The sequence below is a fragment of the Herbinix luporum genome (assembly GCF_900070325.1).
GTDB classification, from domain to species: Bacteria; Bacillota; Clostridia; order Lachnospirales; family Lachnospiraceae; genus Mobilitalea; species Mobilitalea luporum.
Genome location: NZ_LN879430.1, coordinates 1,330,328 through 1,350,316, shown reverse-complemented (window position 1 = coordinate 1,350,316; position 19,989 = coordinate 1,330,328). Strand labels below are relative to the sequence as shown.

The 19,989-nt window shown below is 33.4% G+C and carries 16 protein-coding genes and 1 pseudogene; 16 read left to right on the top strand and 1 reads right to left on the bottom strand.

What is annotated here, in order from left to right; all coding sequences use genetic code 11:
• Positions 1 to 136: 136 nt before the first annotated feature.
• The 15 genes and pseudogenes from SD1D_RS06200 to SD1D_RS06130 all read left to right on the top strand — a co-directional run bounded on the left by SD1D_RS06200 (position 137) and on the right by SD1D_RS06130 (position 18,809).
• Entirely contained in the window at positions 137 to 763 is a 627-nt protein-coding gene (locus SD1D_RS06200) for a class I SAM-dependent methyltransferase (protein ID WP_157893102.1), read from the top strand.
• 186 nt (positions 764 to 949) lie between these two features.
• On the top strand, positions 950 to 1,525 hold the full coding sequence (locus SD1D_RS06195; protein WP_058258132.1) for an SF0329 family protein: 576 nt from the start codon (positions 950 to 952) through the stop codon (positions 1,523 to 1,525).
• Positions 1,526 to 1,614: 89 nt separating this feature from the next.
• Complete coding sequence (locus SD1D_RS06190) at positions 1,615 to 1,962, top strand: zinc ribbon domain-containing protein YjdM (protein ID WP_058258131.1); 348 nt, start codon at positions 1,615 to 1,617, stop codon at positions 1,960 to 1,962.
• A gap of 446 nt (positions 1,963 to 2,408) precedes the next feature.
• Entirely contained in the window at positions 2,409 to 2,900 is a 492-nt protein-coding gene (locus SD1D_RS06185; protein ID WP_058258130.1) for an alpha/beta fold hydrolase, read from the top strand.
• A 259-nt stretch (positions 2,901 to 3,159) separates the two neighbouring features.
• On the top strand, positions 3,160 to 3,771 hold the full coding sequence (gene wrbA, locus SD1D_RS06180) for an NAD(P)H:quinone oxidoreductase (RefSeq protein ID WP_058258129.1): 612 nt from the start codon (positions 3,160 to 3,162) through the stop codon (positions 3,769 to 3,771).
• Between the two features lie 113 nt (positions 3,772 to 3,884).
• Positions 3,885 to 4,331, top strand: a complete 447-nt coding sequence (locus SD1D_RS06175) for a staygreen family protein (RefSeq protein WP_058258128.1) — start codon at positions 3,885 to 3,887, stop codon at positions 4,329 to 4,331.
• A gap of 68 nt (positions 4,332 to 4,399) precedes the next feature.
• Positions 4,400 to 5,359, top strand: coding sequence for an AraC family transcriptional regulator (locus tag SD1D_RS06170; protein ID WP_058258127.1), 960 nt, complete (start codon positions 4,400 to 4,402; stop codon positions 5,357 to 5,359).
• 150 nt (positions 5,360 to 5,509) lie between these two features.
• Positions 5,510 to 7,597 carry a methyl-accepting chemotaxis protein gene (locus tag SD1D_RS06165; RefSeq protein ID WP_058258126.1) on the top strand — a complete coding sequence of 696 codons (2,088 nt, stop codon included), beginning with the start codon at positions 5,510 to 5,512 and terminating at the stop codon, positions 7,595 to 7,597.
• Positions 7,598 to 7,817: 220 nt separating this feature from the next.
• Positions 7,818 to 9,224: a polysaccharide biosynthesis tyrosine autokinase gene (locus SD1D_RS06160; RefSeq protein ID WP_058258125.1), complete on the top strand. Its 1,407-nt coding sequence runs from the start codon at positions 7,818 to 7,820 to the stop codon at positions 9,222 to 9,224.
• Positions 9,217 to 9,909 carry a CpsB/CapC family capsule biosynthesis tyrosine phosphatase gene (locus tag SD1D_RS06155; protein WP_058258124.1) on the top strand — a complete coding sequence of 231 codons (693 nt, stop codon included), beginning with the start codon at positions 9,217 to 9,219 and terminating at the stop codon, positions 9,907 to 9,909. The genes SD1D_RS06160 and SD1D_RS06155 overlap by 8 nt, the downstream gene beginning before the upstream one ends.
• A gap of 187 nt (positions 9,910 to 10,096) precedes the next feature.
• Positions 10,097 to 11,188: pseudogene (locus tag SD1D_RS06150) on the top strand (UDP-N-acetylglucosamine 4,6-dehydratase family protein); the annotation flags it as partial.
• Positions 11,189 to 11,361: 173 nt separating this feature from the next.
• Positions 11,362 to 11,568, top strand: a complete 207-nt coding sequence (locus SD1D_RS06145; protein WP_157893101.1) for a hypothetical protein — start codon at positions 11,362 to 11,364, stop codon at positions 11,566 to 11,568.
• A gap of 696 nt (positions 11,569 to 12,264) precedes the next feature.
• Positions 12,265 to 15,021: a glycoside hydrolase family 48 protein gene (locus tag SD1D_RS06140; protein WP_058258121.1), complete on the top strand. Its 2,757-nt coding sequence runs from the start codon at positions 12,265 to 12,267 to the stop codon at positions 15,019 to 15,021.
• A gap of 115 nt (positions 15,022 to 15,136) precedes the next feature.
• Entirely contained in the window at positions 15,137 to 18,112 is a 2,976-nt protein-coding gene (locus SD1D_RS06135; RefSeq protein ID WP_058258120.1) for a glycoside hydrolase family 9 protein, read from the top strand.
• A 217-nt stretch (positions 18,113 to 18,329) separates the two neighbouring features.
• Entirely contained in the window at positions 18,330 to 18,809 is a 480-nt protein-coding gene (locus tag SD1D_RS06130; protein ID WP_058258119.1) for a ferritin, read from the top strand.
• A 127-nt stretch (positions 18,810 to 18,936) separates the two neighbouring features.
• Here the strand turns inward: SD1D_RS06130 and SD1D_RS06125 are convergent, their stop codons facing one another.
• Positions 18,937 to 19,287 (bottom strand): DUF2200 domain-containing protein, encoded by a 351-nt coding sequence (locus SD1D_RS06125; RefSeq protein WP_058258118.1) that lies wholly within the window; start codon positions 19,285 to 19,287, stop codon positions 18,937 to 18,939.
• Between the two features lie 187 nt (positions 19,288 to 19,474).
• Here SD1D_RS06125 and SD1D_RS06120 point away from each other — a divergent pair, with 187 nt between their 5' ends.
• Positions 19,475 to 19,843, top strand: a complete 369-nt coding sequence (locus SD1D_RS06120) for a VTC domain-containing protein (protein WP_058258117.1) — start codon at positions 19,475 to 19,477, stop codon at positions 19,841 to 19,843.
• The last annotated feature ends 146 nt before the right edge of the window (positions 19,844 to 19,989 follow it).

Here is a 19,989-nt window from a genome sequence, read left to right as displayed (position 1 = left end):
AGTAATAAATATTATCCTAATAATTTGATTATATTTTTGTAGTGACATTTATAAGAAACCATAATATACTAATACAAAACCGACAGACAGTCGGTCTGTATATGGTGATATAAATGTAAGAGTAATACAAGATAAATTGCTTGGAATAAGAACGGTAGGTATAAGAGAGTGGAAAGACAGCAAGGTTCATTATAACCGTTATGAAGCAACACCATATAAGGCTCTTAATAGCCTTTTTAAGCATTATAAGTTTAATAAAACGGATAAAGTTGTAGATTTTGGATGTGGACGAGGCAGGGTTGCATTTTATATACATAATCACTTTCATATACCGGTAACAGGGATAGAAGTCAATGATAAAACTTTTGAGGAGGCACTTGACAATAAAGCTAGATATAGATTTAAAGCAAAGGATATCAGTGCACCTATCAAGTTTCATTATGGTCTTGCCGAACATTATAAAATAGATAAGTCAGAAAATTGCTTTTACTTTTTTAATCCATTTTCTGTTCAGATATTTAAAAAAGTAGTTAGAAATATTCTATATTCCGTAGAAAAGGATTTAAGAACAGTAGATTTAATTCTATATTATCCTATAGAAGAGTATAAAGAATTTCTTAAAACATGCACACCTTTTACAATAATAAATAAAATAAGAATTCCAGGTACAAGGGATATTAGGGAAAAGTTTATTATCTACAGATTAAGAGAAGAGGATTATATATCCTATGAAAATAGATGGCAAGATATAAGTGGCTTCTAAAGGTAATTTCGATACATTAATTATGCATAATAAGCCATACACCCAAATAATAGCAAGTAATGATAAAAAATAGTACAGTTCAGAGCAAAATGTGATATAATACAGTAAGATAAAAAGTAAGATGCAGGAATAATAGCTTTTGCTTTTTTGTGTTTATATAAAAAATAATAAAATAGGAGATAATCTATGGTATGGAGCAAACTAAAGCAAAATCTTGAAAGCTTTCTCTGTCCTGAACTGGTAGGGAGAGTTGAATACCGGGCTACAAGTTATCATTATCTGCCTGATAAATTGGGAAGATGTTATATAACAGTAGATAAGAATGAAGTCCTTAATATGAGCGATACCAATGCTCTAATTCGTTGCTACCAGACAGAGCAGGAGATAAAAAACAACCCTGATATTGATATTCCTATCACTGAGGAAGATATTAATGAGGTAAGAAGGGATTCTTTTAATCAAATTCCTGAGGATCGCTTAAAAGTTGTAGCTAGAAACCGTAAGATATCCACTTACGCCAAAGAACTACTTGAAGCACAGGCTATATTATTGAGGTCGGATTTCTATGATGCAGCTAAAAGATTTTTAACCATGCCTATAGATGACTGTCTTAAGAGTAATGAAATCTTACTGAATATCTTTGCCTTAGTAGATAGAAGAGTGGGCAAAAGACGTCTTATGAATTTGGAAGAACAGATGAGCTTAAAGCATCCAATTGTTCAGTATTTTTATAAGCTTCGTATAGATTCCCTAGGGCTCTAAAACCTCTATTGCTAGATAAATTAGTAAATTTGATTAATCTTATTTATTTTGCTATTATAGATTAGTAAAAAAAACTGGAGGTATTAGAAATGTCAGTATTACCAAACTGTCCAAGCTGTAATTCAGAATATACTTATGAAGATGGTAATATTTTAGTTTGCCCTGAATGTGCTTATGAATGGACTTTAGAAATGCAGGATATTAAAGATAATAATGATATCATAAAGGATGCCAATGGAAATGAGTTAAATGATGGTGATTCTGTAGTTGTAATTAAGGATCTTAAAGTAAAAGGTAGTTCATCCTCCATTAAGAAAGGAACTAAGGTTAAAAGCATTAGGCTTATACTTGATTCCCGTGATGGACATGATATTGATTGTAAAATTGATGGATTTGGTGCAATGAAATTAAAATCTGAATTTGTAAAAAAGATATAAGCAAAGCAAAATAATAAACAGCCCTTGATAGTAGGAGATAAGCTACTGGCAAGTGGCTGTTTGGTTATTATTTTAATGACTTCTTATCTAATATATCTGAGTATTTGAATGGTATTTTTACCGATAAATATATTACTTATATCGATTGGTTAATTAGATTAAGAAATTAAATGTCTGACAAAAGATTAATTAATTATTAAAGCCATATTGAATCTTAATAATAAACAATTAATATAAAATTAAAGTTATAATTAACAGAAAATATTGAAATATGTATATTTATGTTATAGAATTAATTTAAATAATAGGGTGATTAATCACCCTATTTTATTTTAATATAGCATATAAAAAGATAGCTTTACCTAAGGAGTATTAATTATGTTTATTTATACATTAATATGATTTTAATATTATAAGTGATTTATTAGTCAGTTAAGGAGGTGGCTATGCTTTTTACAGAAAAAGGAGACAAAAGCTTACCTACTATTATACTACTTCATGGTAATGGATTATCTGACTGGTCATGGGACAGGGTAGTTAAGGAGTTACAAGAGGAGTATCATATTGTGACACCAATAATTGATGGGCATGGGGAGGATTTTGAAACTGAATTTACTAGTATTGAAGATTCAGCAGACAAATTAATACAGTATATTGACAGATATCAGTATGGAAAAGTTTTTGCAATCGGTGGTTGTACATTAGGAGCACAAATTGTTATTGATATATTGTCAAAAAGAAATGATATTGCCCAGTATGCAATAATAGAAAGTCCATTAATCTACCCTATTAAGCTACCATCTTCTACAATGAATAGCCTATCATTTAAAGTGGCATACAAACTGGCTAAAAAAAGTTGGTTTGCTAAATTACAGGCAAAAAGTTTAAATATTCCTAAAGAATTATACGACAAATTTTTCGAAGATAACAAAAAATAACAAAAACATCTATTCTCTGTATTTTTACCTAAGAGCCACCACAATAATAATAAAGTAGTTTAGTCTTACGGTGCCCATCTACGGGTCTTTCCAGAGTTCTATAAAGTATAGTGTATAAAAGTAAGATAAAAGATATCATAAACAGGATTAAGAGTCAATGAAATAAAATGTTTTTTTTATTTCCAAATTTGTAATAAAAAACTCCTATGTGGGATAATAAGATTAATGTTTTTAGCTTAAAAAAAGGAGTGTTATTTTAATGAGTATTAACTTAGCTATAATTTATTACAGTATGGGTGGTTCAAATTATCAGCTGGCTAGATGGGCTGAAGAAGGAGCTAAAGAGGCAGGAGCTGATGTTAGGGTATTAAAGGTACCGGAACTAGCTCCTCAATCTGTAATAGATCAAAATCCCATATGGAAGTCCCATGTTGAAGCAACAAAAGATGTTCCTGTTGCCACCGATGAGGATATTATATGGGCTGACGCAATTATTTTTAGTACCCCTACCAGATTTGGTGTAATGGCATCACAGATGAAGCAGTTCTTAGATACAAAAGGGGGACTTTGGGCTCAAGGAAAGACAGTTAATAAAGTAGTAAGTGCTATGACATCTGCACAAAACCCCCATGGTGGACAGGAAGCAACTATTTTATCACTTTACACATCCATGTTTCACTGGGGAGCTATAGTTGTAGCCCCGGGATTTACAGATTCGGTTCTATTTGGAGCAGGAGGAAATCCCTATGGAACAAGTGTATCAATAAATCAGGACGGTAAAATGGTTGAAGATGTAGAAGCAGCAGTTAAATATCAGGCAAAAAGAACGGTTAGTGTTGCCCTTGCACTTAAAAAAGGTTGGGAGAATTAATTACCTAATTAGCCTATGTGAAAATCACATGGGCTTTTTAATTTAAAAAATAAACTTTATATTGAGCTGGCATATAATTAAAAGGAATAATTTGTTTATAGAGAAGTGATTTGTTGAATAGTTTTAATCCTAATAAGCTGTATGTTGAATTTAGAGATGGTGTAACACAAAAAGAGCCGGTGAATAATCGAAAATATACTCTTACGCACTCAGATCAAACAGGGGAACTATTTCTTACTATAGGTCTTAACTATGCTTATGACAAGATAAGCTATTTACGAGATGAAGTTCTTGCAGAATGGAGAGTGGGTAAGGGATATGCTTTCCTTTATGTATATGTTTATATTGATGGTTTTATGGATCCTGCCATATCTATAAGGCGAGAGGCAATATTTCGTCGTGAACTGCCATTAGCCTTACAAGCAATTAAGTATGGAGATAAGATATTCTTTGATACTCATCCGGAATTACTCTATGCCCCTATATGGATAAATTTTTCTTCTGAAAATTCAAAGTACAATCGTGTTGAAAAATGGGGAAATATGAATATAAACTATTGACACAGAGTGTATCAATGTTTATATTTTAATTAGGACTTTGAAAAATATTATGTATTAAGGAAATTATTATGAATAGTACATTATTAGACAAATTAAAAACATTAAAAGAAGAAGAGAAGGAAATTCTAAAGGGGAATAATGTTATTAATCTTAATTTATATATGAGTCCATCTTCCAATATTGTTGATAGCAATAAAATATTAGGACAGAACAAACTGATTTATGTACAAGCTCACACCCGTTTTATACATTTTTCTAAACATGGCCATAATTATGTTGAATTTGTTTATATGTGTCAGGGTCATACATTTCATATTGTAGATGATGAAGTTATAGAGCTTAAGGCTGGTGAACTACTTTTTTTAAGCCAGAGTGTCATGCATGAAGTTTTTCCTGCAGATTTTGAAGATATAGCAGTGAACTTTATAATTCTTCCTGAATTTTTTGACTATACTCTTAAAATGATAGGTAGCGAAAAAAGTCTGCTACGAAATTTTATAGTAGGTTGTCATAAGAAGAATAACAATCATGTTAGCTATCTACACTACAAGGTGTCTGATGTTTTGCCAATCCAGAATTTAGTTGAGAATTTGATTTGGAATATATTAATAGAAAAGCAAAGTAAAAGAAGCATAAACCAGATTACCATGGGACTTTTATTTTTGCAATTAATGAATTTTACTGATAAACTATATGTAGGTAAAACTAATTTTGAAGAAGAACTTATGATTAAACTATTATCATTTATTGAAGAAAATTATAAGGAGGGTAGTCTTACTGATTTTGCCAATATACTTCATTGTGATCTTCATTGGTTAAGCCGTATGATAAAAAAAATTACAGGGAAAACATTTACCCAACTAAAGCAAATCAAGAGGTTAGATCAAGCAGCTTATCTACTTACTACAACTAATCTGACAGTATCTGATATTAGTTATGCGGTGGGGTATAGCAATGTAGGTTACTTCCATCGTATATTTCAAAAAAGATTTTCTACTTCACCAAATAATTATAGAAAATGCAAATAAGGACACTTTTTTATACAAATAGTGTACTTTCATTTATTTAAGTTTTAATTTATACTTATAGTAATAGTTATAGCAATTTGATATTTATTTTAAAGTACAGAAAATTCAAGATATGATTTGTTATTTTTTAAGAAAGGCGTGAGGGTACTTATGAAAAAAATTGGGGTTTTGTTAGAAAAAATATTAAATTGTAAATTATTTAGAAAAATCAGATTTAGATTAATAGCTTCATTTATGGTACCGGTAGCATTTATACTACTATTAGGTGTTTTATCATTTTCAAGGGCCTCTGATGGTATAACTTCAAATTATGAAAAGTCCACAACTCAAGCTTTAAACATGGCAGGAAAATATCTTGATTTTGGTTTTGAAACTGTAATGGCCACTGCAAACCAATTTATTAATGATGATACTCTTAATAAATATTTGGAAGGGTATTATAAAGAAGATAGAATAGAACAAGGTAATAAGCAAAAAGAAATCAGAAATAGCTTCACAACAAAAGAAACACTTGATAAATTTGTAGGAAAAGTTTATGCTATATCGGAAAGTTATGATCCCATTTCCTCCAATTCCGATGTGGCAAATGATACATATCAAGGTTTTATAGAAACTGATATTGGGCAAAGTGTGATAGAAAATCAGTACGAGAATTTTTGGATCGGTGAAAGTGAGTATTTAGATGAAAAATTGGCTGTCTCTTCTGATAAATATGCAATTCGTCTAGTTCGTAAGATATGGAAAAATAATGCGATACTTATTATAGAAGTAAGTATGGACACTATAAAAGAAGTCTTAAGAGATTTTGAATTTGACAAAACAGGTATTGTTGGATTTGTAACTCCTGATGGGAAAGAAATTATAGCAACAGCCAAATCCGGTAAAGTGGAAGTAACCCTAGCAGACAAACCGATATTTTCAAATAATAAGTTCTATAAAGAAGCCTTACAAGGTCAAGAAAAAGAGGGGTCTGACTTTGTGCCATATAAGAATAAATCCCACTTGTTTATGTATTCTAAAATTGGTGACACAGGGGTAATGCTTTGTGGTTTGGTTCCAAAGGCTTCTATTATGAGTCAGGCTGACAGCATAAAGAACTTAACAATTGTAGTTGCTCTAATTTCTATTATAGTAGCAGTAGCAATTGCTATTTTCATATCATTAAGAATAGATAATGCAATTAAGAATATTATAGCAAAGCTTAGGGTAGCAGCAAAAGGAGACCTGACTGTTAAATTTAATATTAAGAGAAAAGATGAATTTATGACTTTAATAGAAGAACTACAGTATACCTTCTCCAATGTAAAAAATTTAATTATGCAAGTCAAGGATCGTAGTGATGAGGTATCCGGTTCTTCCTCAGAGGTATCAAAAACCGCTGAGAATTTATTAAAGGCAACGGAAGAGATATCAGCTGCAATCAATCAGATAGAATCAGGTATAACACAACAGGCTAAGGACGCAGAAGAATGTCTAAACCAGATGGATAACTTATCAAAGAAAATGTTGTTGGTAACTGAAAGTACAAAAGAAATCAGCAATATTGCTGATAATACAAAACAAAGTGTTCAAATAGGTACATTTACGACTGAAGCATTGAACACACAAACAAAAGAAACAATTAGGATTGCTGCAGATATTATCAATGAGATACAGAATCTAGAGAGAAAATCTTCATCAATTGGTGAGATTATTAATGTTATTAATGAAATCGCAGACCAAACAAACCTGCTATCATTAAATGCTTCCATTGAAGCTGCCAGAGCCGGAGATGCCGGTAGGGGATTTGCTGTTGTTGCCAGTGAAATCCGTAAATTAGCCGACCAATCTAAAGAATCAGTAAATAATATTATATCAATTATTGAAGGTATTCAAGAGGATACTCATAAAGCAGTTAATATTGCAAGAGAAGCTGAAGAAGTATTGCGCTTACAGGAAAATGCTGTAAGTAATACAACTCAATCTTACTTGAACATTAATGATAGTGTAGAAAATCTTGTTGTTCAGTTAAGACAAATTATCGAAAATGTAGATAATATTGAAGAAGCAAGAGTAAGTACCCTAGGTGCAATTGAAAGTATTTCAGCAGTACTAGAAGAAGTTGCGGCATCTGCAAATACCGTTAATCACTCAGCTTACGAGCAATTATCTTCAGTGGATGTATTAAATAGAACAGCTAATAGCTTAAATAATAACGCCGGAGTACTTGTGGAGGCAGTAGAAAAGTTTAAGGTTTAAAATACCTTATATAAAATAAATAACTAAAATTCATGACTCTTATTTCAAAACTGTTTAAATACAGGATAATGAAATAAGAGTCATTTTTTGTTTAGCTATGCTTTTATTTTGTGAATACTTCACCAAATTCAAAATTATAACATATCATATCGTAATGATACTTATTGTAGTTGCTTAAGATATGACTAAAAATTTGAAATTATGTGGGGGATTGTTTTCTATGGAATTATCGCTAAAAGAGATAATTGAACTAATATATAAAAGATTGAAGCTAATTATAATTTTTGTTTTAATAGGTGCAGGTCTTCTTTTTGTCGTTAATAGATTTATAAGAAGGCCTATTTATACAGCTTCAGTACAGTTATATGTTAATCCCAATGATACTACACCCGCCGCAAATTTAAATGAATTAAACTATGCACAAAAGGTAGTAGCAACTTATGTTAACTTATTACGTACCCAAAAATTTTATAAAAAAGTATTAGAAGAAACCGGTCTTAATTATTCTGAATCTCAGTTGAAAAATATGACTAATATACAATCTGTAGGAGACACTGAAATATTTAAAATAAGTGTTAACTCTCACAGTGCTTCTGATTCCTATGAACTTGTGAAAGCTATGGAATATATTGCACCCCAGATAATCAGTGAAGTTAAGAATAATGCAAAAATAACTGTTATAGACCCGGTAGTATTTCCGACTGGACCTTCGGGTCCTAATATCCTTTTAAATACCATGATTGGCGCCTTGGCCGGATTTTTTCTAGCATTTACTTTTGCATTTCTATGGGAGTTAATTGACGTTAAAGTAAAAAGCAAAGATGATCTAATGGAGAAATACCAGATTCCCATTCTGGGAGCAATACCAAGTTTCAACGATATGATTCCAAGAAAAAATGTCTTATTACAAAAAATGTCTTTTCTAAATAGGAAAAAGAAAAAATCAAATCTAAACCAAATGATAAATGAGCAAGCTAATTTTATAATAACCGAAGCCTATAAAGCCCTAAGGATTAATTTGCTATATACCATAAGAAAGCAAGGATGTAAAAAAATATTAATTAATAGCCCTAATCCAGAAGAGGGAAAAAGCACTACTTGTCTTAACATTGGGATAGCCCTTGCAAATGCGGGAGCAAAGGTTTTATTAATTGATTGTGACCTTCGTAAAGGAAGACTTCACAAACCACTTAATGTAAAAAGCACTCCTGGCTTAAGTAATGTCCTATCGGTAATGAAAACTGATGAAGAAGTAGTTCAAGATACTGATTATGAGAATCTTCAGCTAATAGCTTGTGGCACTATTGCTCCTAATCCAACTGAACTTTTATCCAGTATTCAGATGGAGGAGTTATTATTAAGACTTGAGAAAAGATATGACTATATTATATTAGATTCTGCCCCGGTTAACTTAGTTGCTGATGCATTAAGTTTAGCAAAGTTAGTGGATGGAATCTTGATGGTGGTTAGGGAAAATGGCACAACCTACCCAAATATAGATAGTGCACTAAATAAATATGAGCTGATAGATGGCAAATTACTTGGTTTTGTAATAAACGGAATAACATTTAAGCAGGGAGAGAAATCTAAATCCAAGTATTATTATAATGTAAATCAAGATGATTGATCTTCATACTCATTTACTACCTAATATAGATGACGGGGCTAGTGATATAAGTGAAGCTTTAATAATGACTAAGCTTCTTAAAGAAGAGGGCATAAAAGGGGCCGTATGTACGCCCCATTATGATCCTACCTCCATGTCACTTAATGATTTTACTAGCTTACGTGCAAAATCTTTAAATCTATTAAAAGAAACATGCATTCCGCTAATCCCTGCCAGTGAAACCTACCTTCATGAATACTTATTTTATAATTGCAACTTAGACCCACTAACAATTGAGAATACAAATTATTTATTGATAGAGCTGCCCTTTACTAAGAAGTGGGGTAATGATATTTATAAAAGTCTTGAAAAACTTATGATTTACTTTGATGTTATCCCCATTATTGCCCATATAGAAAGATATCCGGCAGCTAGTAAAAAAAATATAAATAGACTTAAGGAATTAGGTTGTGTGTTGCAGCTTAATACCTCCTCATTACTGCAGTCAAAATTAAAGAAAAAAGCATTAAGCTATATGAAAAAGGAATTTATAGATGTTTTGGGAAGTGACTGCCATAATTTAAAGAACCGTTCTCCTCAAGTAAAAATCCCTTTAGAACTGATTAGAGAGCAATTAGGGCAAGGCTTATGTGATGAATTCGCAAAGCGTTCGGAGAAAGTGATAAAAGGAATAGATATTAGATGAATATGAACACCATTTAATAGTTTGAATATAATATACTATTAAAAGTAAAACGACAAGATTAAGCATTAATCGAGTGCTTAAGGGGGCGAGTGGTTTGAGAATAAATAAAAAACAGAAGGAAAATGTTTTAAAATTGGAATATTTAAATCAAAAAAAATCTCATTGGAGCAGTGAGAAATATGCATATATAGATGAGCTTCTGGGAAGAAAGAAGGTAAATTTATATTGCCGTGATATTGAAAAATTTTTAGCTAATAAGGTAATATTAGTTACCGGTGGTGGAGGTACTATAGGTTCTGAGTTGTGTAGGCAGATTGCAAAAGCAAATCCAATAAAACTTATAATTGCTGATAATTATGAGAATAATGCCTATGATATCCAACAGGAATTAATTTTTAAATACAAAAATAATTTGAATTTAAAAGTTGAAATTGTTTCTGTGCAGAATAAGGAAAAATTAGATATAATCTTTAACAAATATAGACCTAATATCGTATTTCATGCTGCAGCATACAAACATGTACCCTTGATGGAGGATTGTCCGGAAGAGGCAATCCGTAATAATATTTTTGGTACTTATAATACAGTGATGGCAGCCCACAGATATGGGGTGGAAAGGTTTGTATTAATATCCACTGATAAGGCGGTAAATCCGACTAATATTATGGGGGCCACCAAACGTTTTTGTGAAATGATTATTCAAAGTATGAAAGGGTATAGCAAAACTGAATATGTTGCAGTACGCTTTGGCAATGTTCTTGGCTCCAATGGGTCTGTTATTCCTTTATTCCAAAAGCAAATAGAAATGGGTGGTCCTGTAACTATAACAGATAAAAGAATTGTTAGGTATTTTATGACAATATCAGAGGCGGTACAGCTGGTACTTCAGGCAGGGTCTATGGCCAATAGTTCTGAAATCTATGTTTTAGATATGGGAGAGCCCGTTAAGATACTGGACTTGGCGGAAAATTTAATTAAACTATCTGGGCATATACCTTATAAGGATATTCAGATTATAGAAACAGGTCTCCGCCCCGGAGAAAAACTATACGAAGAGATACTAATGAATAGTGAGAAACTTATAGCTACCGCAAATCATAAGATTTTTATTGAACACCAAGACACCATATCCAGGCAGGAAATAAAAGAAAAAATAAAAATCTTAGAAAATGCTTTAAAAACAAAATCAAAGATTAAGATAAAGCAGGCAATGAAGCAGGTGGTAAATACCTATAAAGATCCCCATGAAGTCAATAACAGATTGTATAGAGCTTTATAAATAAGTATAGAGAAAACAGCCGTATTTCATATGCATTGAAATACGGCTGTTTAAGTTAAGAAGCTTAGCTAAAGAAAGGTCTTCTCCTAATCCAAAAGAATATTCTCCGTAAAATTCCTGAGATAATACCATAAAAAATAGCAATTAAGACGCTGAGGAGAATGTATTTTCTGGTGAAGCTTAAGCAGATGAATTGTGATAATAAAGCTTCAACTGTAGTAATGTCTTTGAAGAAGAAAAGTCCGATAATCATGGTTACAAATGTAAAAAGATCAAGGATTAAGGCTACAGGCCACTCAATTTCCGTAGTTAAACGGGCAAATATACTAAAAAACAATGCACCGATTAGACCCGGGACTATTAATGCAAAGAAAAATTGAAATATTTGAAATATCATTAGGCACCTCCCATATTTTTTTTACTAATATTAAAATATGCGAGGTGTAATTATAATGTTACATAAAGGATGGGGGATAAAGTAAAATAGTGGAAAATCAATCAATGGATCGAATTTAAAAGCTTTATGTTGAAAAAAATATCACTAATAAATGGCAGGAAAATGGTAAAAGAATGGTGAAATTAACAAAAAAAGGTTGACAGACTTTGATATGAAGGATATACTTGTATATAAAATGAAAATATTAACATATATTTAGTGTTAAAACTTACTAATACCCATAAAAAATAGCTCCATAAACAGCTGTAATATGTTTTGTCAAAGTTTCAAGTATTATAACGAACGTTGACAAATATAATTGGAAGCCACCAATTATTATAGCTTTAAAGGCAAAGGAAATAAGATTTTTTGTGGTGAAAAATTTTATATTGTTTCTGACATAAAAGCTTGTATCTGAATAAGATAGAAGCTTTTTCCACTAATAGATACCAAATTGTATTTAGGAAATCTAACATTTAGCTAATGTGATAATCAAAGGATTTGTTTTTAAAATCTTACTTTATTTTTTCGGACAAGGGAATAAAAGCTGCGCAAAGGTAGGTGATGAAAAGGAAAATTAGCAGACAGCCTGTGACCGGAGAATAAGTTGGATAAATAATTAAGAAAGGGGATAATGGTTATGAAGAAAAAAAGCTTTAGAAAAGTAATATCGTCTGTACTAGCTTTGACCTTATTACTAAGTTTTGTGTCTCATTTGACATTAAAAGGTGGCGTATCTGCAGCCACTTCATCCGAAGATCTTTATAAGCAGAGATTCCTTGAGTTATGGGAAGAACTTCATGATCCTGCTAACGGGTATTTTAGTTCCCATGGGATACCTTATCATTCAATCGAAACTATGATTGTTGAAGCTCCGGATTATGGCCATGTTACTACCAGTGAGGCCATGAGCTATTATCTTTGGCTTGAGGCCTTATATGGAAAGTTCACAGGGGATTTTTCATATTTTGAAAAGGCCTGGGATATTCTCGAAAAATATATGATACCTAGTGAAGAGGATCAGCCTAATAGAAGTATGGCAAGATACAATCCTAGTTCACCGGCTACATATGCTCCCGAATGGGAAGAACCCAGTATGTATCCTGCACAACTGGATTTTAATGCTCCTGTTGGAGTAGATCCTATCTACAATGAGCTAGTAAGAGCTTATGGTACAAATACGATTTATGGTATGCATTGGCTCCTTGACGTAGATAATTGGTATGGATATGGAAGACGTGCTGATGGAAAAAGTTCACCTTCATATATTAATACTTTCCAGAGGGGAAGCCAAGAATCAACTTGGGAAACTATTCCTCAACCTTGTTGGGATGATTTAACTATGGGTGGAAGAAATGGATACCTTGATCTGTTCACAGGTGACAGTCAGTATTCTGCTCAATTTAAGTATACCAATGCCCCAGATGCTGATGCCAGAGCAGTTCAGGCAACTTACTGGGCTAATGTATGGGCAAAGGAACATGGTGTAGATATTAGTGATGAAGTAGCAAAAGCAACTAAGATGGGAGATTATCTCCGTTACTCTATGTTTGATAAGTATTTTAGAAAAATTGGTGACTCTAAGCAGGCAGGAACAGGTTATGATTCAGCTCATTATTTGATGTCCTGGTATTATGCATGGGGCGGCGGTATTACAGCGGATTGGTCTTGGATTATTGGATCTAGCCATAATCATGCCGGTTACCAAAATCCTATGGCAGCATGGATTTTATCAAATGATTCTGAGTTTAAACCCAAATCAGAAAACGGTGCCAGAGATTGGGGTAAGAGTTTAGAGCGTCAGTTGGAATTTTATCAGTGGTTACAGTCAGCTGAAGGAGCTATCGCAGGGGGAGCCAGCAACTCCTATAATGGTCGTTATGAGACCCTTCCTTCCGGTACTTCCACTTTTTATGGTATGGGCTATGTAGAGAATCCGGTTTACTTAGATCCCGGTAGTAATACTTGGTTTGGTTTCCAAGCTTGGTCCATGCAAAGGGTAGCAGAGTATTATTATCAGACCAATGATGCCAGAGCAAAAGATCTTATGGATAAGTGGGTTAGTTGGATAAAATCTGTAGTAAAAATCAACAGTGACGGAACTTTTGCTGTACCTAGTAATATTGAATGGTCAGGTCAGCCTGATACATGGACAGGTACCCCTACCGGTAATCCAAATCTTCATGTAGAAGTTGTTTCTTACGGTACAGATCTTGGTGTTACAGGATCTTTAGCTAATGCATTATTATATTATGCAAAAGCTTCCGGTGATGATGAAGCAAGAGAATTAGCTAAGGAATTACTAGATCGTATCTGGACATTGTACAGGGATGACAAGGGTGTAGCAGCTCCTGAGTCTAGAGAAGATTATAAGAGATTCTTTGAACAGGAAGTATATGTACCTGAGGGTTGGACAGGAACCATGCCTAATGGGGACAAGATTGAACATGGAATTACCTTCCTTGATATTCGTTCCAAGTATTTAGATGATCCTGATTATCCTAAACTACTAGAAGCATATGAAAAAGGAGAAGCTCCGGAATTTACATATCACAGATTCTGGGCACAATGTGATGTTGCAATTGCAAACGGAATTTATTCTATACTCTTTAGTGAAAGTGATGATCCTGCAAACAATTCTTCAATCACACCTAGCAGTGCAACTTTTGATAAAAATGAAGAAAATCAGAAGGATATCGATGTAACAGTAACCTTAAACGGCAACACTTTAGAGGCAGTTAAAGCCGGAAATTCCACTCTTGTAGAAGGTGTTGATTATTCTATAAGAGGTAATACCGTAACAATCAAGAAAGAATTCTTAGCAAAACAGGCGGTAGGAAACCTATCCATAGTATTTGATTTTAGCGCCGGTTTAGACCGTACCTTATCTGTTAAGATTGTGGATACCACACAGGGATCTGAAGATCCTGAAGAACCGGTTAAGGGAGATATTCTTCTTGAAAGCTTTAATGCAGGTACACAAGCAACAAGTAATTCTATCTTGCCAAGATACCGTATAACTAATACCGGTAACAGCAGTATATCCTTATCTGATCTTAAGATTAGATATTATTATACAATTGACGGTGATAAGTCTCAGACTTTCTGGTGTGATTGGTCCAGTATCGGAAGTAATAATGTTGTGGGCACATTTGTAAAAATGAGCAGTCCTAAAGCAGGGGCTGATTACTATCTAGAAATCAGCTTTACCGATGGGGCAGGAAATCTTGAACCCGGTGCTAGCATAGAGGTTCAAGGAAGATTTTCAAAATCCGATTGGTCAAATTACACTCAGACAGATGACTATTCCTTTAATTCAAGCAATAGTTATTACGGTGAAAATAATAAAGTAACTGTTTATCTTTCTGAAAAGCTAGTTTATGGAATGGAACCTTAATTAAATCATTAAAAGTTTATTACTTATAATGTTTGATTAATTATGGGTCTGTGCAAAAAACAATGGATCCATATAAGGTAAAAATTAAAATAAAATACGGAAGGAGGATATTAATATGCGTAAATTTTGGTCAATGATACTTGCTCTTAGCATACTTTGTACTTCTTTAATATCTATAACTGCTCCAAAGGCAGAAGCTGCTGATTTTAACTACGGAGAAGCCTTACAAAAGGCTATAATGTTTTATGAATTTCAACGTTCAGGAAAATTACCGGAGGATAAAAGAGATAATTGGCGGGGAGATTCCGGTCTGAATGACGGTGCAGACGTAGGACTTGATCTTACCGGTGGATGGTATGATGCCGGTGATCATGTGAAGTTTAATCTTCCCATGGCTTATTCACAAGCAATGTTAGCATGGGCTGTCTATGAGGCGGAAGATGCACTTGCAAAAAGTGGTCAGCTAGAATATCTCTTAGACAGTATAAAATGGGTTAGTGATTATCTAATAAAGTGCCATCCTTCAGCCAATGTGTTCTACTACCAAGTAGGAGATGGCCATAAAGACCATGCATGGTGGGGACCTGCAGAAGTTATGCAGATGGAAAGACCATCATACAAAGTAGATCTTTCTAATCCCGGTTCTACAGTAGTAGCAGAAGCGGCAGCAGCCTTGGCATCTGCGGCAACAGTATTTGCTGATAGGGATCCTGCTTATGCAGCAACTTGCCTAAAGCATGCAAAAGAACTTTATGCTTTTGCAGAAAACACAAAGAGTGATAAGGGTTATACAGCAGCTAATGGATTCTACAGCTCTCACAGTGGTTTTTATGATGAGTTATCTTGGGCGGCTGTATGGATTTATATAGCAAGCGGAGACGAGACATATCTTGAAAAAGCAGAGGATTATGTGGAATATTGGGGAACCGAACCTCAGACTGATATAATAGCTTATAAATGGGGTCATTGCTGGGATGACGTTCACTATGGTGCATGCTTACTATTGGCAAAGATAACTAATAAAGCTATATATAAAGAAGCAATTGAAATGCACCTAGACTTCTGGTCCGTAGGTTATAACGGTAATCGTATTACTTATTCTCCTAAGGGTCTTGCATGGTTAGATACCTGGGGAGCACTTCGTTATTCTACAACAACGGCATTCTTAGCAGCAGTTTATGCTGATTGGGAAGGCTGTAGTGCAGAAAAATCAACTATCTATAATGATTTTGCTAAAAAGCAGATAGACTATGCTTTAGGTAGCTCCGGCAGAAGCTACGTAGTGGGATTTGGTAAAAATCCTCCACAACGGCCTCATCATAGAACAGCTCACAGTTCCTGGGGCGATAGTATGACTACCCCTAATTATCATCGTCATGTACTTATCGGAGCCCTTGTAGGTGGTCCCGGTAATGATGACAGCTACAGTGATGATGTAAGTAACTATATCGATAATGAAGTGGCCTGCGATTATAATGCCGGATTTGTAGGTGCTCTGGCAAAAATGTATGAAGATTACGGCGGAAAACCTATAGAGAATTTAACTGCATTCGAGGAAATAACCAATGATGAGTTCTTCGTAATGGCAGGTATTAATGCATCCGGTTCTAACTTCTTAGAAGTTAAGGCCTTACTCCATAATCAGTCTGGTTGGCCTGCCAGAGTTGGAGATAAGCTTTCTTTCCGTTATTTTGTTGATATCAGTGAAGTAATAGAAGCCGGATATAGTGCAGATGATATTACTATATCGACAAATTATAACAGTGGTGCTAAGGTTACGGGCTTATATCCTTGGGATGAAGCCAATAATATTTACTATGTAGATGTAGACTTTACAGGAACCAAAATATATCCAGGGGGACAGCCTGTATATAAGAAGGAAATTCAATTTAGAATTGCAGCTCCCCTAAATACTAATTTCTGGGATAATAACAACGACTATTCCTTTAAGGATATTAAGGGTGTAAGCTCAGGAAATACTGTGAAAACAATTTATATGCCGGTATATGATGATGGTGTATTAGTATTTGGTAAGGAGCCTGACGGTAGCGGCGAACAGAATAATTCCAGTATTTCTGTTACCAGTGCTACTTTTGATAAGAACCCTGCTAAGCAGGAAGATATTGAGACTGTAATGACCTTAAATGGCAATACTCTTAAAGCCATTAAAAACGGTAATGTTACTCTAATATCAGGAACTGATTATACAGTTAAAGGTAACACAGTAACAATTCTTAAGAGTTATTTAGATAGCTTTGAGACCGGTACGGTTCGTCTGACCTTTGATTTTAGCCAAGGTGTAGATCCTGTTCTTACAATAAAGATTGTAGATAGCTCACCAAGTATTCCAAGCGCTACAATCAGCCCGACGGTTGCAAGCTTTGATAAAAATCCTGAGGCCCAGAAGGATATCAAGGTTACTATGAATCCTAACGACAATACTTTTGTTGCACTTAAAAAAGGCAGCGAAGTCTTAAGAGAGGGCAGAGATTATATTATAGACGGTAATGAAGTAACTATTTTAAGTGAATATCTTGCAAGCCAATCAACCGGCAGGATTACATTAACCTTTGATTTTGATGCCGGGTCAGATCCTACTTTAACTGTAAATATTACTGATTCTACAGTAGTAGAGCAAGATGGAAATATTAAGCTTGAAATGTATAGTGGCAATACTGCTGCAAATCTTAACGGTATTATGCCTAGATATAAGCTTACTAATACCGGAACAACACCTATAAAGTTATCTGATGTTAAAATCAGGTATTACTATACTATCGATGGAGAAAATGGTCAAAGTTTCTGGTGTGATTGGTCCAATGTGGGATCTAATAATGTAACAGGTACCTTTGTAAAGATGGATCAAGCCACAGAGGATGCAGATTATTACTTAGAGACAGGTTTCACAGAAGCTGCAGGCTATCTAGAACCTAATCAGAGTATTGAGATACAGAATCGTTTCTCAAAATCAAATTGGTCCAATTATAATCAGAGCAATGACTATTCCTTTAGCGATAATAGCAGTTATGGTGAGAATAATAAAATAACTGTTTATATTTCAGGTGTATTAGTCAGTGGAATGGAACCATAATAAGTTTAATTAATAATAGGGTAGGAGGTAGCTGATTATTTCAGCTGCCTCCTACTTGGTTATAAGTGTTTTAAAGTTTCATATACCGTCATAATAAAGGGCTTATAAGGAAATAACTATGTTAAAACAGAAAAATATCTTGAAATTTAAATTTTAATATGTAATAATAGTAATAGCTATTAATATCATAGAAAAAATAGAAAACGGAGGAAGATATATGAGCAAATTATATGATAATTTAAATGAGCAAATGAATTTTGAATTAGAATCGGCCTACATTTATGCCACCATGTCTGCATATTTAGATGAGCTGAATATGAAGGGTATGACACATTTTATAGATGAGCAAGTAAAAGAAGAAATGGAACATGCTGAAAAAATAAAAAAATTTCTTCAGGAAACAGGATATGGAGTTAAGTATCGTCCACTAAATCCTGGAAGCGGTGAATTTGATTCTATTTTAGACGTATTTAAAAAAGCTCTTGCCCATGAAAAACTTGTAACATCCCGTATTCATGATTTAGTTAAAGAAGCAAGAGAAGAAGGAGACCAAAGGGTTCTTAATCTTCTTGCTTGGTTTGTGGATGAACAAATAGAAGAAGAAGATACATTTAGTGTATTGGTTGAAAGATTGGAAAGAATTAACGGACAGTGGAGCGGTCTATATATTTTAGATAGTGAGATGTCTAAAAGATAAAGATAAGATAGATTTGTCTTAGGAAAAATAACACCTCTTAAGTAGATAGGAAAAGCTAGAACTACTTAAGAGGTACTTTTTATATCCGAAACATTACATACTCATGATATAGATTAAAGATTTTATATTATTTTCTCAAAATCTTCTCCATAGCTTTTCCCCTTGCCAGCTCATCTATTAATTTATCCAAATATCGAATCTCTCTCATAAGATCTTCTTCAATCTCTTCGACTCTGACACCGCAGATAACACCTTTTATCAATGTCCTAGAAGGATTAAGGCTTGGAGCTTCTTTAAAGAAGGTTTCTAAGTCGCTTTGTCTTGCCAAGTGTTTTTCTAATTCTTCTTGACTATATCCTGTTAACCAACGGATGATTATATCGACTTCTTCCTTAGTCCGTCCTTTCTTTTCTACTTTTTCAATATAAAGGGGATAAATTTTTGCGAAACTCATTTTATAAATTTTATGCTCGGCCATAAATTTGCTCCTTATATTTTCTTTATTCTTTATTAATTATAAACCATTTCAATTAAATTTACCAAAATGGATTTATTTCTTTCCCTTTCATGGAATAGTTCACTTAAAATTCAGATTCAAAACAAATTTTTTTCATTATCTAAGTATAGAATTAATATATTCGAATAAAAAGAAATGGGGTGATTTATTGGGAGAATCTAAAGGAAGACATGAGCTGAAGCATTTTATTAACTATGCTGATATATTACAACTAAGATTAAGATTGCCATATGTGGCCAGTATCGACAAAAATGCCATAGATGGTAAGGGATACCGGGTTAGAAGCCTTTATTTTGATAATTATAATGATAAGGTATTAAGAGAAAAAATAGACGGTGTTAATGAGCGAGAGAAATTTCGCCTCCGTTTATATAACGATGATACATCATTTATAAAATTAGAAAAAAAGAGTAAAAAAAACGGTATATCCTATAAAGAAAGTACCAGGCAGCCAAAACTGGCAGCATATTTATTAAAGGAAAGGTGGGAAGGACTGCCCTTAAATTATAAAGGATAAGGTATTTTAAAAAGCAGTTGGCCCTAATTTTACTTTTGTATAGTGGAGGGATTATCGGTAAAAATAATACCGGTAATCCCATTTTTTTTAATCTATAGCTAAATAATTTATTGAAATTTTAGGAAATAAAAATAAGTTCTTTATAT